Consider the following 26,952-nt stretch of genomic DNA (forward strand, 5'->3'; position numbering starts at 1 on the left):
GTTTTCGCTGTGTCGTCACCTTGTAAGCACATCGCTGGGTTACTTTGAGTCGAAGGCGGTGCATAATTTTACGAACGAGATAGCGACCAACCTGGTAGCCTTCCTTGCGCAATTTCTTCACCATTTCACGATTCCCTAAGCTGCCTCGACTTTGCTTAAATAGCTGTCGAACAAGGCGATAAAGTTTCAGTGTTTCAAGGCTTATCACGTTTGCAGGGCGTTTATGCCAATCGTAATAGCCTGACTTACTGACACTCATTACTCGACATAACAGTGCTATGGGGAATAGGTGAGATTGCAGTTTGATGAAACGAAATCTTACTTCATTTCTCTCGCAAAGAAGGCGCTTGCCTTTTTTAGAATTTCTTTCTCCATGCGTAATTCTTTGTTTTCTCTACGCAATCGCTTTAGCTCATCACGCTCAGACTCTTCTAAGGTGACACCTTGTTTCAGGGCTTGGTGTTTTTCCTTCCAGTTGTAAAGCAGGCTCGTGCTAACTCCAAGAGACTTTGCCGCATCGGCAACGCTATAACCTTGTTCTAGCACCATCAAGACAGCTTCATCTTTAAATGCCTGGGGATAACTCTTATGTGATTTTTTCAGACTCATATAGACCTCTTAATTTATTGACCATACTGTCTCAAAATTAAGTGTCCGATGGGATTAGACCAGAACACTCGTTGAGAATGTCTATCAAGAAGTCCACACACCTAAGTGTACATGGTTTTATGCTATTGCAGTGATAGCTTGTTAAACCAATCTCAGCTTATATACTATCCAACAATTCGATGATGAATATAAATCAATCACCACCGCTTAATCCATCTAGCCTTCAACTTTCTTTAAATAGGTATCGTCACTGCAAGTTGAGCCGCCAACTGTACAAGCCGTTTGGTCCTTCGTACATCCCCTAATTTTGCGCGCTGAAAAATGTTCTGTGCCCAGAGTGATGGTTCACTTAAAAATATGGCACGTTGTATCTAAAACAAAAGGTCAGGATCAGATCAGGGTAATTGAAAATGGTTCAAAAAAAACCGGGGAAAATCGAGGGATTTGTGGAGAATAGACAGCTTGTTGCGGAGCTTTCTGTTGTAAAGCAGATTAGCGCCAATCCCAAAAGACTTTGCAGCATCTGCAGCGCTATAACCTCGCCCTAGCACCATCCAGACCGCTTCATCTTTAAATGCCTGCGGATAACTCTTATCTGATTAATTCCGACTCATATCGACCTCTTAGTTAATTGAATTTTCGCTGGATTGAATTAACTATCAGCCGAAATGCGTTTAAAGTTTAAGCCGCCTGCCGTGGTGTTTCATCAGTTAGCAGCTTAATGGCTGAGTGTCGCACTTAGGAGTTGAATTCAGGATTCTTACATGAGTTATTTAATTTACATGCAAAGAAACTAATGTATACTGTGTGTGTTGACAAATAAACATCAAGTGGTAGGAAACGGCGCTATACTTATGAGTATTGTTTTTGTTCGTATTTGATAATTGAGTATACGTTTAAATTCACGAGTAGATTTGCTGTATCTGCATATAATAAATCATGAATCAAAGATTTTTTGCAGCCGTTTTACAATTTTAATTGCGAGGGTGTATGAATAAAAGAAGTAACCATCTTGTGAGATGCGCTGTTTTGGGGAACTTTGAACATTTTATAAGGGAAAACAATGGTAATCCCGTTGCTTTACTTAGGGAGGTAGGGCTTACATCCGCAGGAATAAAAAACCCTGACTCCTATATATCATCCCTCACTGTTTCACGTCTTTTTACACTTTGCTCAAAAAAATTAGCTATGCCTCTATTTGGGTTGCAGCTTTGTTTAGCTGATGATTCTTCACCAATAGGAGTGTTAGCAATATCATTAGCACTTCAACCCGATATAGAAAGTATGATTGAATTCGCGAAGGAACATTATTATTTGCAAAATAATAACCTTTTTTTTGATACCAAACAGGAACAAGATCGATTTTATATTATTTTCAATAATATCTTAGAATCAAAGGTTAAGGTGGATTTGGTTCAACTGAACTTGTTTCAGGTTCAAGGCGCATATGATTTCTTTAAAGTAAGATGCCCACCAATTGGCTCCGGCTTATATGCTCATTCTACTTTTGTACTTGATGAGTCATTACGCCCAAGTTGGGCTGAACACATAAAATTTGGGTCTAGTTTTAACGGTATCAGTTTTCCTGTTAGGCATCTACAGTTAAAGCCATCGGTAGATGAGCGTGACCTTTATAAACTAAGTGAGCAAGTAGTGGATAATTTAAAGTTAAGTTATCCAGATAACTTAATTTCTATGAGTCAACACATAATAATGCAGAATCTTTCTGCTGGAGAGTCTAGTATTGCACAATTAGCAAACGCTCTTGGAATGACAGTCAGAAATCTTCAAAATAAGTTTAAAGAATTGGATGTCAGTTATAATCAACTTTTGAAAGACTGTCGTTTACAACAAGCATGTTCATTGCTGTCCGACCCATCCATAAGTATTTTAGATATCTCTCTTTCTCTTGGTTATTCTGACACGTCTGTTTTCAGTAGGCAGTTTAAGCGTTGGACAGGGCTAACACCACTGGAATGGAGGGGGGAATTTACGCCTCTCGGCAATTAGCACATTAAGGGGGTTACTCACCTTGTTTAACTGACTATATATTAAGTTATTTTAGCGAACTTGGCGCAATCCATCAGAAAAACTTCGCAGTTTGTCGGGGCGAAGAGGTTTTTTTAAACGATAATATGTGATCAGTACCAGTGGTCGTTTTGAACACACTTAATGGGGATATAAGGTTGAGAATTTCTCAGAATCGAGCATTGTTGCTAGTCTCAATGTTGACAGCAGGGTTGGTGGGTTGCAGTGGCAGTGAGGATGACACGTCGGTTATCACGCCGCCAACACCTACCCCTTCCATTTATGCCGGGGATACCCGTGATGCCGTGGCTCAGGGTAAGCCTGGGGTCATCAATCTAGCCCACAGCGTCAAGACCAGCGATGGCTCTGCTCTATACCTTAACGCGGTGAGCCCTCTTGGTAATCATGCCAATTGTAGCGATGTAACACTCAATGCCTTGAACTTTACGGTTAAAGCCGATCAGCTAGGGGCTTGCGTTTACCAATACACAGTGATGGATGCAAGCAATCGTGTTAAAGCACGCGCGATCAGCCAAGTGGCCGTGGTCGGAGCGAATAGCCAGTTGTTGGCTGCTGGCACGCTGACTCCGATCAGTCGGGTTGCCGAGTTGGGGGAGCAAATTACCATCAACTTAGTGGCGCCTGCTGGCATGACGCTCTCCGAAGAGGTGACCCAGCTTGGGGCTGGTAGTAGTTCCGTTGACAGTAGTGCGAACAGCATTACTTACACCGCGGGGACGAACGAAGGTGATGCCGGGGTGACCCGACTTTTCTATAGCTTTACCGATGCTGATAGCAAGGTATCAATGGGGACGATAGATGTGTCTGTGTCCTCCGATACCCTTAACACAGCGCCGCTGGCGAGCAAGTTCACTTATGTGACTGAAGCAGATGCGGCGGCCAATAAACCGAATACCGAAGTGCCATTGGGTGAGCCCATCACCATCGATTTGGCTGACAAAGTAAGCGATGTGGACAACGACGCATTACAGCTTGTGAATGTACAAGTGTTTAATGGCATGGTGGTATCCAGCTTCCCCGATGATATGACGAACCTCAAGTTTGAGTTCAGTGCGAGTACACCAGGCGTCTATTATGTGGCTTACACCGTGTCAGATCACAAGGGGGGCTATGCCAGCAACCTAGTGCAAATCTATGTGTCCGGACCCTGGCCTGATGTCATTGTGCAGCAAACCGGGGATGTATTTTCCGCGCCTTTGAGCTTGCTTGAAGCCATGACTGCCGATCTGAATTTTATCGGTATTGCGGCCGAGGCGGATAAGCCCGCGGGTAATGGCGACAAGCAGGTGCCAACGTATGACTGGGCAGCGGCTGACGCCGTCTGTCGTGCCCGTGGCGGATCGTTACCGACAGAGACTCAGATGCAGACTCTGATGACGCAGGAGGGGAACCCCTTCTTGAGCGGCGATGGGTCGGCTAATGAGATGGCGAGCAACTGGCCAGTCGCCCGTTACTATTTTACCAGCAGCTTTGATGGAACCGATAAAAATCAGGTTAAAGTGTGGGATGCCGTCAATAATCAACTGCTGTTGGTCAGCAGTGGTCAAAATGGTATTGATACCGCATATCTGGGTTATTTGACCTGTATCGACAAAACGCCAACTGATTTGGCGATTGTTACACCTAGTTATATTCTACGCAGTGTGCCTTCTGATTTGGTTGCAGAGTTTACCACCGCGTCCGGAAGTCGGTTCGAATATACCAAGCCACTGTATTGGTCGGTCAGTATGCCGGAGGTGGATGCCAATGGATTTGCGCTGGACGCGAAAACCGGTCAGCCGATAATGGAGTCAGACGGTTCAGCCACGCCAATCGTGCCAGAGTTTAACAATAATGTCAGCATTGAAGAAAGCACGGGGATAATTACCGCCTTGGCGGATGGTTTGGTCAATGTCAGCGTGACCGACCCCTTGGGGGAGTTAAGCGATACCATCACCCTCAAGGTGATTTATAACTTGTTGGCAACGGACGGGACGGATCCCTATTTTGAAGGGCTAGGGGATGGTGATTGTACAAAACAATCATATGGTAATAATATATCTGGCTTTAACTTGGTTAACGCTTATGGTAATCAAAAATTTACAGCATTCGGTTATAAGGGTTGTAATGATGCGCCTCAAGGTAAGAACTATATAGAGGTCCAGGGGCAAAAACTTGATAGTAGGTACTCTACTTACGGATATTTAATCAAGCCTATTAAAATATATGCTGTCAATGGGCAAAGAATGCAAGTTGATATGTGGTTGAATATTTTAAAGCCTCATCGATATGTTCCAAGTATTAAACTGCACATTGGAACTTCTAAAATTGAATTCCATCATTATACAACTGGTTGGCCACCTATATCTAGTTCCAACCCTGTATATCTTGATGGAACCACACCTGGTTATGATAAGTGGGTTCATATGAGAGGGTGGTTAAACGCACCGTCTACTGGGGACCATGAATTTAAAGTAGAGGTATCAAGTTCTAATGGTGATGTAAATTCAATAGCTGTAAAGCTCGATGATATTATAATGATCCCTGCACCACTCAATTGATCCGTTAATCTATAATCAAGACAGGGCTCAATTTAGAGCCCTGTCTTTTTCTATTTTCAAATTGGTTTTTAGTAGGCATTTATGGAACATGTTCAGAGAAAGGAGTTTATATATTTTCTCTCTGTTTGCGGCAATTGACGATGGTTGTAGTGGCACACTAATTTTGGCCACCTAAATAGAGGTGATATTATTACCTCGTAGATGACTTTAGGTGAACACATGAGATCGACAACCAGAAAAACATTTAGTGCTGAATTCAAACTTGAAGCAGCCCAATTAGTCCTCGATAAAAACCATAGCATCATCGAAGCTGCAAAGGCGATGAACGTAGGTAAATCCACTATGGATAAATGGGTGAGACAGTTAAAACTAGAACGCCAGGGTGGCATACCAAAAGCATCTCCGATTACCCCTGAACAAATTGAAATCCGTGAGCTGAAGAAGCAAATAGCTCGTCTTGAGGAGCACAATCTTATCCTAAAAAAGGCTACCGCTCTCTTGATGTTAGACTCGATGAACAATTTACGCTAATCAGCGCACTCAAGCAGAGCCACTCTATTCTCACAATTTGTAATGCATTCAAAGTGCATCGAAGTAGCTATAAGTATTGGCTAAAAAGAAAAGAACATATTGATGCAGACTTTACTATTTTATGCAGTGAAGTGAAGGCCGCACATCGTATTAGTCATGGCTCTGCCGATGCGCGAACGATAGCGCAATTAGTGACTAACAAAGGGATTGGTCTCAGTCGTTATCGAGCCCGTAATCTAATGAAAAAGCTTGGGTTATTAAGCTGTCAGCAGCCTAAGCATTCTTATAGAAAAGCGACACAAGAGCATGTTGCAATCCCCAATACGCTTAATCGACAGTTTGCAGTAACTCAACCAGATCAAGTGTGGTGTGGCGACGTGACGTATGTTTGGGTCGGTAATCGTTGGGCCTATCTAGCTGTTGTTTTAGACTTATTTTCCCGCAAACCTGTTGGATGGGCTTTGTCATTATCACCAGATAGTGAGCTGACCTGTAAAGCTTTGAAAATGGCATTTGAGTTAAGGGGTAAGCCTGAGAATGTGATATATCACAGCGATCAAGGTTCGCATTACACAAGCTTGAAATTCAGACAATTAATATGGCGTCTTCAGATTGAGCAAAGTATGAGTCGCCGCGGGAATTGTTGGGATAACGCACCAATGGAGCGTTTCTTTAGAAGTTTGAAATCTGAGTGGATACCCGCCAGTGGTTATGGGGATTTTACAGAAGCAGATAAAGAGATCACAAATTACATCACTGGATATTACAGTGAGACCAGACCCCATCAATATAATGGAGGGTTAACGCCAAATGAGTCAGAACGTTTATATTGGAATGACTCTAAAACCGTGGCCAATTTTACTTGACCACTACAGGTCGTTACTGTGCACCGCACGGAGCATTCATTGGTTCAGCTCATTGGTATGGCTATTACATCAACAGGTGTTACATGTAAAATTTGATAATAGTTATCATTTCGCTTGGTTCATCCCCATACGGTCCTTAAGATTCATCAGTTAACAGAATTTACCTGATTCAATGTTAAAAATAGTTATGAATAACTCAACTCTGCAAAATTAGCTCATAAACATAAATCAATTTTGGCCACTATCGGCATTCGGTGGTGTGACTTTCAACCGGTTTCTTGGTTGATTTGTGAAGTCAATGATGTTTATTGGCTTAATTGGTGTGATCTGCATGTGTTTTTACGGGAATTGTCGAGATGTGAAGTGGCTTCCTAATTAAAATAAGTTCATCAAATCAGGAAGGGGAATTCACCTGGTTTTGTTAATTTTTTCGCCGACATCTCTATCATTTGCTCATAACGCTTTACTTACATGCCACATTAAATGTAGTAAATGTAGTAAATGATAGTAATTCACATTTTTAAGGTATAAATATGTTTAACAAAAAAGTATTGGTTTCTGCACTTATTCTGGCAGCTGTATCTGGTTCTTCTATTGCAGCAGGAGGTGATGTCGCTCGTGTTGATAACCTTAAATGGGTATCAGATCTGACTACACAAACTTTGACTGGTAGTCTGGTGATCACTGACCAAAATGATCAGATTATTCAAGCTGGTACAGAGTATGCTCTAGGTAAAGTATCTGATGATTTGACTTTTGCACCTAACTATGGCTCTGAAGCAATACTTGAAGCTCACAGTTTCGATGATGTTTCTGGTAACAATGATGGTATCGCAGATCAAAGTGAAGTTGGCGAGTTAGTTGCCGCGTCTTGGATGGTAAATAGCGTCACATATGATGTTATTGCCGGTGGTGCCGTGGTGAACACTGGCGTAACCCCGAATGTGAACATTAATGGATTAGATGTAACTGTAGACGGTACTACTGCAGGTGTCACGGGGGCAGATACCATTAGGATTCTAGTAGACCAAGCTACTGCACCTGCTGCGGTAGAAGGAGTGACTAAAGCGATTGTGACTATGTCTATCAGTGCGACTCAAGATGCATAATTTTGAAATGTGAGCTATACATAAAGCTCACAATGCTAGACGTTTGTCAGGTGCCTTAGCAATGCGAATTGGTTAAGGCATTTTTATTTATGCATTTCAAGGAGAAGTTGTGAGTCGTCTACAAGCGATCAGCATAATGTTAATCGGAGTGTCGTTCTCCTTTTGCCCATCGGTTAATGCTGCTGCATTATCACGAAGTATGACAGTTATCACAACGCTAAACAAAAATGCATTTTTCGATGGTGAGCTTAACATTCAGTTTAAAGACGAGAGGCTATATCCAGTTTTTGATAAAAAACTTAAGACGCTAGCCGATACCGGAACGGTTCTCTATGTAACATCCACTTTGCAGGATACTATTGACAATGCAAATGTGCAGCACTTACTAACGCTGACACAAAATTCCAGTATTTGTTATGAATACGATGAAGCCGGAGAGTCTAAACCGATCCCCAATGATGCTAGTAGTTATAATTATCAAAGTGATTTAGTAGATGTGCTTGTTGACGGACAGCCACTAAAGGCGAAAGAACCATTATCTTTAGCATTTGATTCATTTGACGAAAATGGTAAGTCTGCAACACATGATTTTCTACTTCATTTTAATGAGTTGCCAGTTAATGCGAATAAATGCGAAGGAGATGTGGCTGTAATGGTCGAATTTGATATATGACATCATTATTAAAAAAACATGTAGCAATATTTCTTATGTATCCATCACTCGCGACTTCTGCACAACCACCGGTGCCAGCTGAGTTTGCCGAGTTATATCAAGTAGTGGAACGAACCGTTAAATTTAAAGACCTATCTGGAAATTATCATAACATAACGATGCTAGCAGGTTATGATAATATTAAAATAAACAGTGATGGTATGGTAAGTTCATTACAGGCGATATTAATATCTAATAATGTAAAAAAAGATGTTATTAATAATATAATTTCAGAACTTAGTGTTGGCATTCAAAACGGAAATGAATGTACTGGTAGGCTTGGTAACTGTGTTGTACAGCCTGATACCTATGCCTTTTTATACGATTTTTATTCTAATGTAGTGTATTTCTATATTAACCCTAAACTCCTTATTGAAGATAATAACCTAGATGATGCTAGAGTTGTTTATGCAGATCCGGTTAAATCAGATTGGGGGGTAATAAATCATATTAATAGTTACGTAAGTAAGAGCAATAACTCAGATGCTAACTTTAGTTTTTACAATGAATCTACTGTTGGATTGGCTTATGGTAATTTCGATACGAATTTTTATTACCAGTCTGGTTCAGACGATTTTGAACTAGATAAGTTTGTCTATAATTACGAATTTGATAAATATCGATTGATTGTAGGGTTAAGCAGGGACCAACTGGATATCAACTCTACGGATTTCCTTACCTCAGGCACATTGAATAAAGAAACAAGTGTAACGTTTGCGACTTCGAATAATATGGTTGTAGGAAAGAAAGCGACGACACAAAAAATGTTTTACTTCGCACCAAATGATGGCGTTTTAACTGTCTATCGAGGAGATAGAATAATATATCAAAAAAATGTACCTGCTGGTCAAGGATATATCTCAAACACAGATCTTCCGAAAGGGCGATACGATGTTAAATTTGAGCTTAAGGTCAGCGGGCAAGTCATCTCCCAAGAGGTTAAAACTGTTTATAATAGTAGTGGCGATACTCTGGCAATAAAAGCCAGTGATTTTGCAATATCTGCTGGAATATTTAATAAAACATTTGAACGTTTTAACGTAAGTGATGACGATTTTTCGTTCTCCGATATCGCAGATATAGAACAGCCTACAATTCGTCAGAATGAGCAGGAAAGTTTAAGAGGGGAAGGTTTTTTAAAGGGATTGTATACATACCGACCAGTTGAGTCCGTTGTTCTTGGTGTTGGCGGAATAGTAGCAAAGGCCGAAAGAGCTACTAATGTAGGTATTAAAACTCAGCTTTCTAGTGATATAGAAGCTACCATTTCAGGGCAGTTTTTTAGCGATGGAGCTTCATATTTTGATAGTTATATTAACTTCGATGATTGGAGTATTTCATATCAGAAATTCAATCTTGATAGTGTAAGCCAATTTCATTATCAAGATAACATTTTTGATGAAGGAAGTTCATTGGCTCGTTATTATTATGGTAATACAGGCTATGCTCAGTTTTATTTGTCAAAGGGGTTTAGGGTTAGTCGAGATGTACAAGCTTATTTAAATTACTCATATTATACGAATGAGCATAGTGATGCATTCAATGATGGATATACATCATCAATGTTAAGTACAGGAGTTACACTATTTACTTTTGGTAGTTCTACATTACAGTTTAATGCAAATTATGACTTTAATGGTGGGAATAGTTATCATGATAAGTTCTCAACTCAATTAGTTTTTAGCATCCCATTGTCAGGAAAATTGACCGCTGAATCTCGATTGGTAACAGGGAAAGGAAGAATCTCTAGTTTTGGGAATAGCTTACAGAGTGGTAATTTACTTAGTGAATATGATGATGTATATGGTGCTATGCGAGTTGGTAATAACTACTTTCCGCAAGGGCCGCAATATTCTACTTTTGATACAAGTGCTAATGTCTCTTTAAATAAGGATAAGTATATTGCTAGTGCATATGGTTATCTTAATGATGCAGGTGATTATTCTGGCTCAGCAAACTTTTCAAGTAGCCAGCTTATGACTGAGAACGGCATATCTTTAACGTCGAATAAAGCTAATTCGTATTTAGTCGTAGATTCAGATTCTAAGCTAGAAGGCGATGAGCGTTCAGATAGTGTCAAAGGACTATTGATTATAGAGCGTGATGGTAAAGGAGTAAGTAAGAAATTACTTCGAGAAAATGTAGAGGTTATACCGCTTAAGGACTATCAATCATATAGAGCAATTTTAGATACGGAAAGTGTTGATCTGAATAACACTGGTGATACAAGTGCAGAAGTATTTACTATGCCTGGTACCGTCACCCAGATTAAGTCAAATGTAACGCGAGTTTTGTCATTTGTATCAGGATTTAAGGATTTATACAATAATTCCATATCAGATATTCATTGTGAGGGAGATGGGTGTCTAGGTGAAGATCAAATTGTTGAAGGAATATATAAGTTCTCGGTAAAAGAAGGTGTGCCATTCAAGTTAACAAATAATGACGTTGTTTGCTTTATACCAAAAGTGGAAAAGGCAAAATTATTTAACTTTGGAGATAACTATTGTCTACCTGAAATGGAGCCAACCGAGCAAGCTATTATCTATGATGGTTATAAAAATATGAATATAACTTTTGTTGGTGGATTTTCTTTAAAACAATATAATTCTTTGCTAAAACAATACATTGAACAGCTCAATATTTCAAAGGATAGTATTATTGATAGAGTTGTAGGTGATAATGTCTATATCTATGTTAGTACAGATAGTCAGTTGACATCAAAACAGCAGGAAGTTATCGGTGATATGGAACAATATGTGTTGACAAATGGATTTTACCAGGAGCAGCATATGTACATATTGGCAAAAATATGAGGCAGCTAATTATATTGAATTTTCATAAGGTGGGTATCATGAAGAAAAGACTTGGATTATTTATTATTTTGGCATTTAGCCAAGGCGCCCAGGCTCTCACAATTGATAAAATGGTATTGGTTGGTGATAAAGCTGGAAATGGTATTTTTACATTGACTAATGATTTACAGTATACCAGCTTCATTACTGGTGAAATTACTAAATATGATGTTGATGGAGAGATTATTAATAAAACGCAATATACCAAAGATAATCTTAGTGATTGGGAAATCACTCTTAGTAATTCAAAAATCATCTTGGAATCGGGTAGAACAAAGCAGGTCGGTGTGCGTTCGCTTTGTGGACAGAGCTGCGACTTCGCTCAAGACCATGTTTATCAGATAAACTTTGTACCAACTCCATATGCTGAGGATGGTGGTGAGGCCCCCATTGTTGCTGTAAATATTGGTTATGCACCTCTTTACATCATTCCTGCAGCACAACCTGACATGAAATTCACCATTAAAAATCTTGGTGATAAAATTTACGTTGAAAATACAGGGAACACATTTTTTAGGCTAGGGATTGACCAATGCTCTGTCGCGGTTACTGAAAATTGCAGAGCAGCATTCACTGTTTTAGCAGGAAGGAAAAAATACTATAAACTACCTAAAAACACTCAATCAGATGAGCTGAAAGTGATTATTGTTAATCATGATGAAACGTTTGTGAGGCGTCAAGTTATAAAATTAGAGGGTGAGTAATGAATTTTTTCATATTATTGTATTCACTGTTACTAAGTGTTTTTTCCATTTCAGCTAGTGCATACACATTAAACATGAAATTGAAAGGTAATAATGTTGTCTACAATAATGCTATAGCATTGGGTGGAGATGAATACGCATTAACAGATTGGACTGCTATCAATAATTTGATTCCAACGAATAGGTGGCAGCCAGCACTTTTAACAACAAATAATCGCCAATTTATTTTGACCGGTCCAGGAGGAGATGTAATAGTTCCTATACATCTACTTGGAGGACAATTTAATATTGGCGGTGTTTCTGGTGTGAGTGATCAGAATGCACCTATTATATCAGGAAGCATATGTGGTGATCGTTCCGGTTTCGATGGTTCAGTGGTAACGCTGTCCAGTGTTGTGCAAGACAATGTCGGTCATGTTACTGAAAGTTGTCAAGCTGGTTTCAGTTTATCAACGTTGCAGTCGGTTCAACCATTTTATTTCAATCGACCAATTTTCTCAATAAATAGTCAAGAGCTAATTGCTGCTTTTGAAGTTTTGGATAAAAAAATTCCAGGGCAATATTTTGGCAGTATATCAGTCAATAATCGTTATTATTTTTTGGAAAATGGGGTTGTGACCTATAGGCAATTACCTAGTCAAAGTTTTACAGTACAGATCAACTACTCTCCAGAATTTATAACTGATATAAATGTCGATACTCAAAAAAACATTGTCCCAGTTTATGATACCTCTTTGCATATGGCATCTGGCAGCGTAGATTTTAATGTTAAAGCAACAGGGTATTTCCAAACGGGAATTCAAATGACGTTTGATCCAAAGAAGGAATACTTTTTAAATAAAGTAAAAAATGATCCGGATGATATTTCATTAGGCAGTAAACCCATACCTTATTTCATCAGGTGCGGAGAGTGCTCAACTAGCTCAATAGTTGAAAATGGTGCTATACAAAATCTAGCAGTATCTCCAGTAAAGTATGAAGTTAGTAGTCCTACAGAAATGTTTGAATTTAACCTTACCGTGGGTTACGAGGGTATATCGTCTGAAGACATTGAAACTGGCACATATATGGATACATTTACAGTGATATTTGAAGAAATTATGTAAGTTATATTAGGTGTTGGTTCTGGTTTTTATTCCAACTAAGTTATATTCCCCCATGACGACAGACATCGTACAGTCATCATTATCTGTTGGCTGATTATCTATTTTTTTGAAAACTATATCTTTATGGGTTGTTAAATTCGCCATAATTTATCTTTGATGTTTTCTGGCAATAATATCGGTTTTACTCTCTATCGCTGATTCTGGCATCTATTTATAATATCTAACATGATATTTATTATGTCATGTTTTTTATTTTTCGGAAACTTTTAAAATTTAAACTGGTGGTGAATTTGAAGTGTTTTACATCGCTACGTATGTTTTTCTTATTTTTATCGCCATTATTATGTCTTTTCACTTTTGAATCGTCGCTAAAAAATATTACCGTTGATAAAATGACTACATATGTCACAAAAAAAATAGCGTTATCATTGCATGAACGTGAATCCTCAATTGAGAATATGCTTAAATTATTACCAAAAGAGCTAAGTTATAATTGTAGGGAAAGTGATATGCTAAGCATTCGCAATCCTAAATACTATACACAGCATATTAGGGTTATTGGGCTTGTAACTGATACGGGTAGTTGTACCTCAAGTGGCGGCGTGGGCGCCATAGATGTAATTAAAAATATATATTTTCAGGGTGATAATGGATATTATTTATTGAAAACGCCATCAAGCGGAAGTGAGTATATAGTTTTATTTAAGTCAATTCATGGCCTTGTTTATGCTATTTTGAGTAATTATTGGATTGATGATTTAGTTTATAGTTTTTGCAAAAACTGCTTTATTGTAAGTGTCCAGGCCAGTGTAAATGATCATAACATTACAATAAGTAAAGGCAGAGGCTATATATCGAGAAAGTTAATTCCGTCGAATAGCATTTCTGTTGGACGGCTAAATCTTGATGTTTTTGCAACTCAGTTGTTAAATGAGAGAGTTGAGTATTGGTACAATAAATATGTGTATTTATTATCATTAATATTTGGCTTGATGTTGGTTTCTGTGTGGCATTTGATTTTTTTTCGTAAAGTTAGCCATAAGGATATTGTTTTTAGAGCGATTAAATCTAACGAATTCGTACCATTTTACCAACCGATAGTTGATATTGTTAGTAACGAAGTTGTTGGTTTTGAGGTGCTTGCCCGTTGGCGGCAACTTGATGGAAGCTTTGCTTCACCGGCTCACTTTATTTGTGAGATTGAAAACGATGTTAATATTTTGCATGCTTTTACCTCGCAAATTATAGAGCAGGTTTGTAATGATAAACAGAAAATCAGAAATAAGGAATTTTGGTTCAGCGTTAATATTGGAGCAAAGCATTTTGTGAATGAAAATTTATTGAATTATATGCGAAGTATTAAAAATATTAGTCATGGTATTTCATTTGAAATTACTGAGCGGCAACCCATGCATTGTTTGCTTGAGGTTGCTAAGTATGTCGATGAATTAAGGGATTTAGGGCATAGTATAAAAATTGACGATTTTGGTGTCGGATATGGTGGATTCTCATATTTACAAACCATTAATGTTGACTCAATAAAAATTGATAAAATGTTTGTTGACACAATTGAGACCGTTGATGCCAAAAGTACAATTTTAGATTCAATTATATCATTGGCGCATGAGAATGAGTATGAAATAATCGCTGAGGGAGTCGAGACTGAGGCGCAGATTGAATATCTTAAACTGAAAAATGTTAAGTATATACAAGGTTACTATTTTTCACCTCCAGTTCCATTTGAAAGACTATTAGAGTTACTTCATTAGTATTATTCTCGAGTTTTTAATATTTTGGGTTACAGCTTAATAGTTGATATTTGTTCTGCCATTACGTATTAGGTTACTTTTCATTTGAGAACGAAGATAACTGGTGAGAGGTGATTTATATATTAACATCGCAGGGCCTCATCATTACTGCCATAGTAGTCAGGGCCGGATTATACATTGTTAGATTGGTTAACAAACCTATTCAGTCGAACGAATTTCATTCGATTATGGATGATTTATATAAATAAATACTGTCGCATTAAGTCGATTAAAGAACAAAACAGCTAAATGTTAAGATAATTTACAAAGCATAATCTCACCCTGTGGCCAATAGCGCGTAGCTTTTTTTCTATCTTTTATACACATTCTCTATTTGTTTATATTAGTGAATACATTAAAGAAGATAATCGAGAGTATCGCTGGAATAGCTCAGCTATGGCGACATTTTATGTTGTATTGTTAGTCGTTGGCGGAATTCTTAATCAAATTGAAACGTTGCCAATATCATTAGTTGTGGCATCAATATTTGTTCCATTAGCTGTTTTATATCCGCTGTACCAAGCTCAAAAAGCAGTTAACTTTGCACTTGAATCTGTGGAATATCCTGATAATTCGCGCTTAACTTGGTTGAATTGGATATGGATTTGTCTGTTTTGTTTCTATTGGGCGATGATTATTTATGCTCTCACCTTGTTAGTTTAAATTTCTGAATATGAAAGCGGAATATATTTCTAATCACTTATATTCTGCTTTTTTAACGTCACTGCTAACATCTGGGAGCAATTCGGTTGGTATAAGCTAATTTTTAGCTTGCTGAATGCTATCCTTTGCCCTATCCCCCTCGCGCTTATTTTTCAAGATATTCCTGCTAAATATCAAGGCTATAAACTATTTTTAGTACGCCATAAGGTATTGATTTTGTGACTTAAAGTGCTTTAGGTACTATAGTGACTGCTTATTTTATCTGAAACTTAGGTATGCGCTTCCTAGGTTTCTTATTTTATTTTGGGGGAAAAGTGCGAATTTTAATGAACAATTTCAAGGTGATCAGTTTGATGCGCCAGTGGTTACTGCTGGCATTATTAAGTGTGGCGTTACCGCTACAGGCGAGCGAAGAGCCGCTGTGGATGGGGACGGCAGACTTGCCCATGAGTGGGCGAGTCCATACCGGTGAACTTGCCAATGGCATGCGCTATTTATTAGTGAGCAATAAGACGCCTGAGCAGGCTGTCATAGTACGCATGCGGGTGGATGTCGGCTCAGTGGTGGAGTCTGATACCGAGCAGGGGTTAGTGCATTTTCTTGAGCACATGGCCTTTAATGGCTCGACGGGTTTGGCTGCGGGGGAGATGATCCCAACATTGCAGCGTCTTGGTCTGAGTTTTGGCGCCGATACCAATGCTGTGACTGAGTTTCAGCAGACGGTTTATCAATTCAACTTGCCTAGTAATAGTCAAGATAGAGTCGATACTGCTTTATTTTTAATGCGTGAAATTGGCAGTAATTTACTACTCGACCCTGCGCTTATCGAGCGTGAAAAAGCGGTGGTCTTGGCTGAGCTGCGTGAGCGTAGCGGTGCGGATCTGGAGAATTACCGCAATCAATTACAGTTCTTGATGCCGCAAACATTGCTCTCGCAGCGCTTCCCTGTGGGCGAGGCCAACAGCATAAAGAATACTACTCGTGAGGCTTTACTGTCTTTATACCAAGGTTTTTACACGCCCTCACGCACCACTTTAATTGTGGTGGGTGATATCGAGGTGGCCGCAGTTGAACAAAAGATAAAACAACAGTTTGCCAGTTGGCAGGCCGCGCCTTTAGCGGCGAAGGTGAAGCCGCAATCGATTGGCACTGTCGCTGCGCGCCAGAGCGTCGAGGCGGCGGCATTTTTCGATCCAAGCCTATCGACCTCGGTTTCACTCGGTATGCTCAAGCCTATGGCATACCCTACCGACAGCCCTGCTGTGCGGGAGCAGGAAATACTGCTCGAACTCGCCCACGGCATCTTGTATCGCCGAATGGAGTCGCAGTTGCAGCATAGCCAAGGTTTATATGGCGTTAGCCTGCAGGTTGGGGATCAATTTGATATCGCCTACGGCACTCAAATGAGCTTAGGTACGCAGGAAAATAACTGGCAAGAGGGCATAGCAATATTGGAGCAAACCTTGCGCCAAGCAAAAGAATTTGGTTTTAGTCAGCAGGAAATTGACCAACAAATCAAACGTATGCACAAAGGATATCAGCTCAGCGCTGCGGGTAGCAGTACTATCCACAGTGTGAATATTGCTGATGGGTTAGTCTACTCGGTCGCAGAAAAGCGCGTGCCTGTAGAGCCTGAATGGCAGCTGGCATTTTTTGAAAAAATAATGCCAACAGTGACGCCGCAAAAGCTAAAGCAAGTGTTTAATCAGACTTGGAACGCCACGCCGTATCTGTATCTAACCAGCAATAAGCCCATCGAAAATGTTGAAAAACAGCTTGTTGCTAGCTATGAGAAAAGCCGCAAACAAGCTGTGAGCGCACCAGCAGCGAAGGCGATTGATGAGTTCGCATACACTGAATTTGGCGATCAGGGCAAGTTAAACGCCGATAATCGCGATGCCGAAACGGGCATTCGTCAGTTGCAGTTTGCCAATGGTGTGCGGCTTAATCTTAAGCCTACTGACTTTAATAAAGGCACCACATTGGTCAGCCTCAACATTGGCTTTGGTGAAGTGCCATTCCCTGAGTTAGATGGCCTGTCTTATCTGTTTAACAGTGCCTTTGTGCAGGGAGGGCTTAAGGCCCATGACTATGGCAGTCTGCAGGATATTTTTGCTGGGCAAGATATTTCCATTAACCTAGGTGTGCGTGAGCAGAGTTTTGGTGGTGAGATCAGTACCAATGCCGCAGAATTACGTACACAGCTTGGCTTAATGACGGCCTTTTTGATTGAACCTGGCATGAATAAGCAGGCTGAGCAATTGTTCCGCGAGCAAGTGATTGCCGAACAGCAAAGTCTCCATAGCAACCCGCAAACTGAGTTTTCTAATCAGTTTGATCGTATCTCCCACAGTGGTGATAAACGCTATGGTTATGGTGATCCTGAAGAAATTTTAAAGCGTCAGTTTGCAGAGTTGGCGCCGAGTTTCCATTCAGCCGTCGAGCAAGGAGCAATTGAAATCGCCATAGTAGGTGATTTCGACGAAGCCAGTGCCATCGCTGCTGTGGCTGACACTCTCGGGGCAATTAAACGCAGCCCCACTAAAAATAGCCAGTCGCTAGTGCCTGTGTTCCCGAAAGTGCCCGCTAAGATGACGTTAACACACTATGGTCATCCCGATTCAGCGGCGCTGGCCATGGTGTGGCCAACAACGGATATGACTCACTTGAGCCAACATGCGGGATTGGGATTGCTGGAGCAAGTGCTCGGCATTTTATTAACGGAGAATGTGAGAGAAAAAGCGGGCGCGAGTTATTCGCCATCGGCCTTTTCTTATAGTGATTTCAATGCCAGCGGTTATGGTTACTTAGGTTTGTTTAGCGTGACGACTCAAGCCATGTTGCCAACGGTGGCCGAGTATTTCACCGCTGCAGTTAACCAAGTCAAGCAGCCGCAGGGGATTAGCGAAGACTTACTTAACCGAGCCCGCCAACCTGTGCTTGAATGGATGCAAGCCGCGCCGCAGAGCAATGGTTTTTGGTTAGATTTAGCGTCAAATGCCCAGAGTTATCCTGGACGCTTTGCTGCTTTCAAACAAAGACAAGCGTTGGCGCAGAAGATGACACCGGCAGAGCTTAGTAAACTGGCACAGCAATATTTGCCAGCAGAGGGTAGTTTAACCATCCAAGTCCTTCCTGCACCCTTAACACCTCAGCAATGAGTGTTGGGTTCATAGAATAGAAGATTGACCATTCGCCGCCATATCCCCTGTGCTAGCCAGTGCAGGGGTATTCCTTCTGTTCCTTCAATTTAGGGCCAATTCCACGGCCTATATCCCTTGGTCGCAAACGGAAATACCTGTTGTCGAAAAAGCCACTCACTTAACTGCGGTCGCCCCACTACTCTAAGCGCAACTTATTTGCGAGGAGATGGGTGAGGTATATGTTGCAATATCTTTTGTGTAGTTTTTGTTTAGTGCTTCTGTATCCAACTGGGATAGATATGTACTTGGTTGGTTTACCGCAAATCGCGCAGGATTTAGGCGCGAGTGAAGCACAGTTGCATATCGCTTTTTCTGTGTATCTTGGCGGAATGGCGGCAACCATGCTTTTTGCTGGCAGCGTAGCGGACCGATTAGGGCGCAAGCCTGTCACTCTATTCGGCGCTATTGTCTTTGCCTTAGCTTCGTATTTAGGTGGTATGGCTGAGACAAGCAATCAGTTCTTACTCATACGTTTTATGCAGGGAATTGGTGCTGGTTCCTGTTACGTTGTCGCCTTTGCTATTTTACGCGACACCTTAGACGATAAGCGCCGAGCTAAAGTGCTCTCAATGATCAATGGTATTACGTGCATTATCCCGGTCATTGCACCTGTTATTGGGCATGTAATTATGCTCAAGTTCCCTTGGCAGAGTCTGTTTAGCACTATGGCTGGCATGGGACTATTAGTCTGTTTGTTATGTATTTTTATATTACGGGAGACTAAGCCAGCGCAGAGTAGGATTGAGGATGTTAATCGTGAGCTGACGTCGCAAGAGTCTTTTCGTCAGTCCTTTTTCCTCAGCCGGCTTGTTATGACGACTCTAGGTGTGACTACGATTCTCAGTTATGTCAATGTGTCTCCCATGCTGATCATGGGGCAGATGGGGTTTGACCGCGGGCAATACTCTAATGTTATGGCATTGACAGCGTTAGTGAGTATGCTGGTATCGTTCTCGACTCCTTTTGCACTTGCTGTGCTTAAAGAAAAAAGTTTGATGTTGATTTCACAGCTGTTATTTGCAGCTGCCGCGCTAGTGTTTGTGCTAACTCAGGTGCAATATTTTAGCCTTAATGTGAATTTATTAGGCTTTGGTTTTGTCTGTAGCGGATTCGCTATTGGATTTGGTGTGACTATGAGCCAAGCACTGAGCCCCTTTGCATCGCGTGCTGGGGTGGCAAGTTCATTGTTAGGTATTGCACAGGTTTGTACTTCAGCACTGTATATTTGGCTGATGGGATTAATAGGTATTAGTCCACTTAACATATTGTTGCTGATATTAGCCTTGGGCTCTGTTATCAGTACCTTACTCATATTATGTGTGCCTACAGCACCGAGCGTTTATCTAGATGAAGAAATCACTCGCACGTCTTGACCTTAATCTATTGTTTACTCTACAACTTCTCTTACAAGAGCGGAGTGTGACTAAGGCCGCTAAAAAGCTCAATGTCACCCCATCAACCGTGAGTAAATCCTTGGCGAAATTGCGTGATTGGTTTGACGACCCACTATTCATTAAAACGCCTCAGGGATTGCAGTTAACGCCATTGGCCCAAAGCATGGAGCATGACTTAGCCGATTGGTTACAAATGGGCAAACAGCTTATGGGCAAGCGCGGGGACGATATGGCAAAAGGGCTCAGTTTTGAGCTAATGCTTGAGTCACCTTTGTCGCTCATTATGCTTAATCAATTAACGCAGGCTATTTACCAACACTACCCTGATGCAAAAGTGAAAGTACGAAATTGGGATTATGATTCTCTGGAGGCCATTATTCGCGGTGAGGCTGACATAGGTTTTACAGGCCGAGAAAGTCATCCTCGTTCCAAGGAATCCCTTGATTTATTACCGTATTTTATCGATTTTGAGGTTTTATTTACCGATCTTCCCCAGGTGTATTTACGCCGCGATCATCCCGCCTTGCAGGAAGAGTGGAATATAGACACTTTCTTAAAATACTCGCATATCAATATCTTGTGGGAAAAGAGCGAAACCTGGGCCTTAGATGATGTACTTATTGAGCTTGGTTTAAGTCGCAATATAGTACTGACCTTGGCCAGCTTTGAGCAGTCACTGTTTGTCGCGGCAGAGCCTCACCACAGTATGATGGCAATCGCGCCGCAATATTGTGAGCAGTATGCCCACCAATTACACCCTGACTTAGTCAGTCGTCCTATCCCGATAAGTGGCGAATATCTTGATAAACTTGCCATTCCTTTTACCTTGATTTGGCATAAGAGAAACAGCCACAACCCCAAAATCACTTGGCTGCGAAACAAGATAAAAGCAATTTATCAACAGCATGATTAAGGTTTCTATTTACTGCTTTCACTTTGTTGGGGAATACCCAATTGCTGGCAAATATATTGGATACACAATTCTTGCTGTTGGCACCATAGCCCATAACTGACGGGGATAAGTTTAATCCCGGCGCGCTGTAACAGTTTATACAGTTCAATATCGAAAAAGTCCGCCCATGGCCCTGGGTAACCGATTAAATCTATTGCTAAATATTGGTTACCATAGCGGCACAGAATGTCCAGTTCTAGCCCCGCCATATGGTAGGCGCGCCAGACTGTTATGCCTTTTGCTTCAATCGCGAGTGCCACCGACTGGCCGAAGCTATCGAGGGCATCGACATAATTGTGCGCCGCTTGAAATTGGCCCGCCGATGTTAAGTAAGTTGCCAGTAAATTATTGTTGGGGAGCTCATGCGCTTGTACCGATAAAAATAGCCACTGCATTTGTTTAGCGCGGGTGATGGCGACATTGAACATATCGGCTCGATTTAAATACACGGCGGCGCGGCTGTCGTTGGCCGTAATGCTAAACGACAGCAGCATGATATCGCGCTCTTCCCCTTGAAAACCAAAGGGCGTGGCAATCCTCAATTGATGACGTTCTATTTGTTGTGCGCTAAAGCGTGCGAGGATCTGCTGGGATAAATACTCAGTTTGATTGCGAAAACAGGAGAGCACACCAATGCTGGCGGGCACTAATGTATTCATTTGGTCATCAATCAGTTGTGATAACTTTTGAATTAATGCCTCCGCTTCTAGTCTGTTAACTCCCTTGCTATCCCGCGCGCCTGTCACTTGTATTCTATGTAAGTGTCCTGAACTCGTGCAGGGTCTGTGCTGCATAATTTTCAGCATGCCTTGATAAAACTGCTGATTACTAAATTGGATCAGCTCAGGTTTACTCCGAAAATGCTCATTTAAAAATACCACTTGGGATTGGCTCGCAAGGGATTGTGATACTAAGTCGAGCATACTGGCATCACGGTAGCTCATTAGGCCGCGGCAATCCGCAGCAAGTCCGAGTTGGGTCTGGATTTGGGTTTGCTTTGCGCGGGATAAAAACGAGAAATGGCGCAGCTGTTTACTGTCGCCCACCACCAGTGCCGCTTTTGCCCGCTGTAAGGCCGGTAAACAGGCGGCAATATTGGCTTGGGTGGCTTCATCAATAATCACTAGATCAAACATTTGCTGCTCCATGGGCAGCACTTTATGCAAGCTGGCAAGGCTAGATAACCAAATGGGAAAGGTTTGCTTTAAGGCATCAAAATCCGTTTTGTAGAAACCGTCGAGTTGCTTAGCGGACTGCCGAGCGCGAAGTGCACTGGCAAAACTCACCAGTGTACTGCGCTTATGTTTGAGTAATTGGTTTAATCGATAGTGAGTGGCCAATTGTAAGTATTTGAGGCTTAAGTCTTCTTTTTGGGCGATGAGGGCGGTTAATTTATCGAGCACATCCCATTGCTGAGCAAACTGTTTGATCCCGGCACGGTAAGCCCAGTTGTAAAATCCTAAGCGCCAGCGCGATTGTCCTTGTTGTAAGGTCGCCAGTTTTTGGCCGCGACGTATGGCGTGTCGGCAATGGTGAATAAAACCGGCTTCCATTTTGGTTTGCTCGCGAGTCACAGTATTAAGTTGCTGTTTTGCATTGAGTAGTAGGATATCCGAGAGGGTTTCAGCAGTCGCAGGATGCTGACCATGCAGCATTTCATCTATCTGGTTTTTAAGGACTTTAATAAATTGCGGCGAGCCGGCGCGAATAAGGCTGCTCCCAAGCTGGAATTGTTGCTGCAACTTATCGGCAATCACATCAACGGCAACATCGGTGTGGGCGACGATGAGGACAGATTTACCCCTTAATACCTGCTCCGCCGCCACTGTGGCTATGGTGTAACTTTTACCCGTTCCCGGTGGACCCGATATTTGCCCCAAAGTTTGATTGGCCGCCACCTTTAAGGCTTGAATTTGCGCGCGGCTTAATAGCCCAGGAAGGTAATGCTCTTGGGTATCGACATTGTGACTAAGTGGATCTCGAGTTGGCACTTGCCTAAACAGCGCTTGAAGCGGCGCAGAGTGTGAAGGCGCTGTGATGAGATTGTCGAGTTCGTGCAATATGCCGCGACTTGCCTGCGAACGCTCTGCAAGAATAATTTGGCTGCGACTAACCATAAACCGCCCACGTTTACGGCATAAGCCAGTGAATTCAGTCTCATCGATCAGCTTGGGAAAATGCAATAAATGACTGGTATCAACATCGGCTTGGCCCGCCCGCAGCCAAGCTATCCAGCCACTGACATCCGTTGGATTATCGCGTAACTCTTGACTTAAGCTGTGTCCTTCAACGACTAATTTTTCTAATAGTGCTTCATTGATGGTGAATGGCCCGCCGCCAGAGAAGCTGTTATTAGATTCGAGGTAAATGTTATCGCCATCGGCCTGTAACTGGCATTCACGGTACAGCAGTGGCGTGACGACTTTACGTTTTTCGCCATTAAGTTCGACTGTGCCGCAGAAAAATAAACAACAGTGCAATAGTACTTTTTCACGTAGATACAAGGCACTACGCGTCATTAATGCGGAGGCAGGAGCAAATGGCACCGGCAAGCGAGGCAGAAAGCCACTGCTTAACTCGTCTTCTCCTTGGAGTAATAGCTTTTCTTGCTCAGCAAGTTTGTGGCTAGACCAAAGGTTAATTTCAGCACTATCGTGTTGAAAACACTGTTTGTAGTAGTTGAGAATCCCTTGCAAACCCTATCCATCCCAAAGGCTTAATTGGCGGTGCGAGAGTAACTCAATCGCATAAGTCGAACAAGGTTTGCACCAACTGCGGATGATTTCTCCATGGTCGCAATAACCTAAAAGAGGGTATTCGATATGCCAGCATTATTTCTCTGGAGCAGATGCGTTTTTGTAGATGTGAACTAAGGTATCAGCAATCGCATTTGTATCAATTAAGGGCCTGAAAAGTGGCGTTTGTATCAGTATTTGATGTGTTATTGAAATGTTTGTTAAGTGTTTGAGTTTGTGAAATATTTGTTTTTGTTTTTAGTGGAAATTGCCATTGTTGTCATTGTATAACTGCGTAGACTGAACTGAATTTTTGTCTGCTAATGAGGGAAACAATGATAAAAAGTAAGCTAAAGGGATTCGCGGTTTTGACCTTCGCCTGTTTAGGCGTGACCGCTTGCGGTGGTTCTGATAATGACAAGGATGAGGATACCTCTAAAACTGATACTTATGTGCAATTCTATAATGCGACAGTGGGGAGCACTGCTACCGCGCTGAAGATTGGCGATAAAACCTATGAAAGCGTGAGCTACGCAGATGCGATGCCACGATTTACATCTACCCCCGGTGTGAGTGAGGTAGAGGTAATGGGTAAGGACGCGGCAAATAAAGATATTTCACTCTACAAAGAGAATATCGATTTAAAAACGGCAACCGACCATTTCTTTGTATTGCATGGGGATTTTGCCTCGCCAGCCCTTTTGAATATCAATTACTCGCGTACCGAACTCGATAAACAAAATGCCGAAGCGGACAAGAGCAAGATGCAATTATTGATTGCACACACTGCGACTGATGCACCTGCCTACGATGCCTATATTGCCAAAGCGGATAAAAGCTTTGCCGATGCAGTGATGCTAGGCAGCGTCTCCTATGGTGAGGTTTCAACACCACAGATTTTAGATACAGGCGACTATAAAATTTATCTGACTGCGGCGGGTACGACCAATATCAGCTACACCACGGCAAGCATTAACTTTAAAACCAAGGTGCCTTATAAGTTGATTTTAAGGGAAAGCTTTGGCGCTTCAGCCGCTAAAATCAGTTTAGACAGCGTCGACTCAACCACCAATGTGCGTAACCATGTCGCCCTCGAAAGCAGTGTAGATTTTAGGGTATTCAATGGCTTGGCTGCACATAATGTCGATGTGAAAGTGGTGAGTAGTAAACAAGAAGCGCTATTTAGCAATGTGGCCCCCTTCGGCGTAACAGCTTACCAAGGCGCCGAGTTTAATGACTTTGGTGTGAGCGTACTTGACCATACTAGCCAAGCTAAATTACTCGACAATGTGCTGATCACCCTTAATCAAGATGATATTAAAACCATCTTCATTTACGAGCAGGCGACAGAGCAGGGCAGCCAAGTGAAGGCGATGGAGATGAAGCAAACTCAGACTCCAAGTCCCTATAGCTTTAAGTTCGACATCGTGAGTTTTGCCGATAAAAGCAATCTCACTGTGTATTTCTTAAAAGCAAATGACACGATTGAAACTGCGGTAAATAAGATCACTGCGGTCAATCCTGCGAGCCCTCAGTCAGTGACTGTACCTGCAGGCGAATATTCTATTAAAGTCATCGCAGTCGAAAACGGCACTAAAACCGTTGTCTATGCATCCGATTTAATGGATTTCAGCAATGAAGACAATGTCACTATGGTGCTGAATAAAGATCCTGCGACTAGCTTTGGTTATAACTTGATTAAAATCTAACCGCTAAGGTGAGTAAACTTAGCTAATACAAGAGCGCTACTTAGGTAGCGCTTTTTATTGATTGTGGCAGTGGGGTTAATGTAGGCTAATCGGCAAAAATTAAGCTGAGTGGTGGTTGTGTGGATAACGCGAGCAGCATAGGAAAAGGAGTTCACTGTGATTAGCAAAGGATTTAAAGATGGCCATTTCCAAATTGGTGAAGGCAGTATTAGCGGCACCATAGCGTGCATGTTAGCCATATTATCGTTTTTAGGTGTATTGGCGTTTCATTTCCCTGAATACCTGACTACCCCCGAATTACGCCAAAGTTATAACGTCGATATTATTCGCAGTTTGATATTTGTTGCCTTAGTGGTGTCGGGCAGCTTAGGTTTATTAAATTTTATTCGAAATAAAAATAAACGATTCGGCTTTGTGGCTTGGGTATTTGTGAGCTTAGCGATCGCCTTCGGTGGCCATCAAGTCGAGGTCGAGCCTTTTGCCAATCATAAGGTCTCACTGGGTTTGGATTGGTTTATTTTAGACTTATTAGGCTCAACCTTAATTTTCATTTTTATCGAGAAATGGTTACCCCATAAACCAGAACAGGCAATATTGAGACCCGAGTGGCAAGGGGATTTAAATCATTTTCTGGTGAATCATTTAGCGATTGGATTTGTATTATTGGTGGCAAACCAATTTGTGCAGTCGAGCTTTTCTTGGGCCATTTCCAGCACAGTGCAAAGCTTTATCGCGGGTCTGCCCTTTGTGTTGCAACTGCTGTTGATCTTATTGGTCGCCGATTTAATGCAATATGCGGCGCATCGCGCTTATCATGAAATTCCTTTCCTGTGGCGCTTCCATTCAGTGCACCATAGCGCCAAGCATTTAGATTGGTTGGCGGGATCTCGGCAACATATGTTTGAGTTGATTGCTACCCGTTGTTTAGTGCTCACGCCGATTTTTATCTTGGGATTCTCTAAAGACATCATCAGTATTTATGTGATTATCGTTGGCGTGCAGGCGGTCTTTAATCATGCCAATGTCCAAGTTAACTTCGGTTGGTTACGTTACTTGATCGTCAGCCCGCAGTTTCACCATTGGCATCATGCTTCCGATAAGGCGGCCATCGATCGTAACTATGCTGCCCACTTTTCATTTTTAGATTACTTATTTGGAACCGCCGTTCGAGGTCAGAAAGAGTGGCCTGAGCGATATGGTGTCGTTGGCGATTACATGCCTGTTGGCATGTTTAAGCAGCAATTGTATCCCCTCGGTTTAGCGAAGAAAGACACAAAATAGCAGCGCTGTATTTGAAGCGACTTATTTTAAAAGATGGGTTTGAAGTGGTTGTTCGCAAGTGACTCTTCCTGTAAGAGTGGGACAGAAAAAAGCCCAACACAGCGTTTTTAATTCGCGCTTTGATGG

17 protein-coding genes and 1 pseudogene are annotated in these 26,952 nt (G+C 41.7%); 15 read left to right on the forward strand and 3 right to left on the reverse strand.

Annotated elements, in window-relative coordinates; genetic code table 11:
• Together Q4Q57_RS16520 and Q4Q57_RS16525 are read right to left on the reverse strand one after the other, a co-directional pair.
• Positions 1–609, reverse strand: a pseudogene (locus Q4Q57_RS16520) (transposase); the annotation flags it as partial.
• Between the two features lie 233 nt (positions 610–842).
• A complete protein-coding gene (locus Q4Q57_RS16525) occupies positions 843–980 on the reverse strand; it encodes a transposase DNA-binding-containing protein (protein ID WP_409438196.1) in 138 nt (45 codons plus the stop codon).
• 619 nt (positions 981–1,599) lie between these two features.
• On the opposite strand from Q4Q57_RS16525, the gene Q4Q57_RS16535 reads away from it, so the two are divergent.
• The 13 genes from Q4Q57_RS16535 to yidZ all read left to right on the forward strand — a co-directional run bounded on the left by Q4Q57_RS16535 (position 1,600) and on the right by yidZ (position 21,062).
• The gene (locus tag Q4Q57_RS16535; RefSeq protein ID WP_311891420.1) at positions 1,600–2,619 is read left to right on the forward strand and encodes a helix-turn-helix domain-containing protein; all 1,020 of its coding nucleotides are present in this window, start codon (positions 1,600–1,602) and stop codon (positions 2,617–2,619) included.
• Between the two features lie 149 nt (positions 2,620–2,768).
• Positions 2,769–5,198 carry an Ig-like domain-containing protein gene (locus Q4Q57_RS16540; RefSeq protein ID WP_311891421.1) on the forward strand — a complete coding sequence of 810 codons (2,430 nt, stop codon included), beginning with the start codon at positions 2,769–2,771 and terminating at the stop codon, positions 5,196–5,198.
• Between the two features lie 219 nt (positions 5,199–5,417).
• A protein-coding gene (locus tag Q4Q57_RS16545; RefSeq protein ID WP_311891422.1) for an IS3-like element ISSba5 family transposase occupies positions 5,418–6,595 on the forward strand; the annotation gives its coding sequence in 2 pieces (ribosomal slippage) (positions 5,418–5,676 and positions 5,676–6,595; 1,179 coding nt in all).
• A 533-nt stretch (positions 6,596–7,128) separates the two neighbouring features.
• Positions 7,129–7,704 carry a hypothetical protein gene (locus Q4Q57_RS16550; protein ID WP_311891423.1) on the forward strand — a complete coding sequence of 192 codons (576 nt, stop codon included), beginning with the start codon at positions 7,129–7,131 and terminating at the stop codon, positions 7,702–7,704.
• 109 nt (positions 7,705–7,813) lie between these two features.
• Positions 7,814–8,377 carry a hypothetical protein gene (locus Q4Q57_RS16555; RefSeq protein WP_311891424.1) on the forward strand — a complete coding sequence of 188 codons (564 nt, stop codon included), beginning with the start codon at positions 7,814–7,816 and terminating at the stop codon, positions 8,375–8,377.
• Positions 8,374–11,232, forward strand: coding sequence for a TcfC E-set like domain-containing protein (locus tag Q4Q57_RS16560; RefSeq protein ID WP_311891425.1), 2,859 nt, complete (start codon positions 8,374–8,376; stop codon positions 11,230–11,232). The genes Q4Q57_RS16555 and Q4Q57_RS16560 overlap by 4 nt, the downstream gene beginning before the upstream one ends.
• 38 nt (positions 11,233–11,270) lie before the next feature.
• Positions 11,271–11,975, forward strand: coding sequence for a hypothetical protein (locus Q4Q57_RS16565; protein WP_311891426.1), 705 nt, complete (start codon positions 11,271–11,273; stop codon positions 11,973–11,975).
• Positions 11,975–13,081: a hypothetical protein gene (locus tag Q4Q57_RS16570; RefSeq protein WP_311891427.1), complete on the forward strand. Its 1,107-nt coding sequence runs from the start codon at positions 11,975–11,977 to the stop codon at positions 13,079–13,081. The genes Q4Q57_RS16565 and Q4Q57_RS16570 overlap by 1 nt, the downstream gene beginning before the upstream one ends.
• 392 nt (positions 13,082–13,473) lie before the next feature.
• The gene (locus Q4Q57_RS16575) at positions 13,474–14,850 is read left to right on the forward strand and encodes an EAL domain-containing protein (protein WP_311891428.1); all 1,377 of its coding nucleotides are present in this window, start codon (positions 13,474–13,476) and stop codon (positions 14,848–14,850) included.
• Positions 14,851–15,285: 435 nt separating this feature from the next.
• Entirely contained in the window at positions 15,286–15,552 is a 267-nt protein-coding gene (locus tag Q4Q57_RS16580; protein WP_311891429.1) for a hypothetical protein, read from the forward strand.
• 353 nt (positions 15,553–15,905) lie between these two features.
• The gene (locus Q4Q57_RS16585) at positions 15,906–18,713 is read left to right on the forward strand and encodes an insulinase family protein (protein WP_311891448.1); all 2,808 of its coding nucleotides are present in this window, start codon (positions 15,906–15,908) and stop codon (positions 18,711–18,713) included.
• Between the two features lie 221 nt (positions 18,714–18,934).
• Positions 18,935–20,128: an MFS transporter gene (locus Q4Q57_RS16590; RefSeq protein WP_311891430.1), complete on the forward strand. Its 1,194-nt coding sequence runs from the start codon at positions 18,935–18,937 to the stop codon at positions 20,126–20,128.
• Entirely contained in the window at positions 20,103–21,062 is a 960-nt protein-coding gene (gene yidZ / locus Q4Q57_RS16595; protein WP_311891431.1) for an HTH-type transcriptional regulator YidZ, read from the forward strand. Before Q4Q57_RS16590 ends, yidZ begins: the two co-directional genes overlap by 26 nt.
• A gap of 5 nt (positions 21,063–21,067) precedes the next feature.
• On the opposite strand, the gene Q4Q57_RS16600 is transcribed toward yidZ, so the two are convergent.
• Entirely contained in the window at positions 21,068–23,797 is a 2,730-nt protein-coding gene (locus Q4Q57_RS16600; RefSeq protein WP_311891432.1) for a DEAD/DEAH box helicase, read from the reverse strand.
• Between the two features lie 374 nt (positions 23,798–24,171).
• Between Q4Q57_RS16600 and Q4Q57_RS16605 the strand changes: the two genes are divergently transcribed.
• Both Q4Q57_RS16605 and Q4Q57_RS16610 read left to right on the forward strand, forming a co-directional pair.
• Positions 24,172–25,545 carry a DUF4397 domain-containing protein gene (locus Q4Q57_RS16605; protein ID WP_311891433.1) on the forward strand — a complete coding sequence of 458 codons (1,374 nt, stop codon included), beginning with the start codon at positions 24,172–24,174 and terminating at the stop codon, positions 25,543–25,545.
• A 159-nt stretch (positions 25,546–25,704) separates the two neighbouring features.
• A complete protein-coding gene (locus Q4Q57_RS16610) occupies positions 25,705–26,826 on the forward strand; it encodes a sterol desaturase family protein (protein ID WP_311891449.1) in 1,122 nt (373 codons plus the stop codon).
• Positions 26,827–26,952: the final 126 nt, after the last annotated feature.

Origin of the sequence: Shewanella sp. SP2S2-6, assembly GCF_031931965.1 — a bacterium.
Classification (GTDB): domain Bacteria; phylum Pseudomonadota; class Gammaproteobacteria; order Enterobacterales; family Shewanellaceae; genus Shewanella; species Shewanella baltica.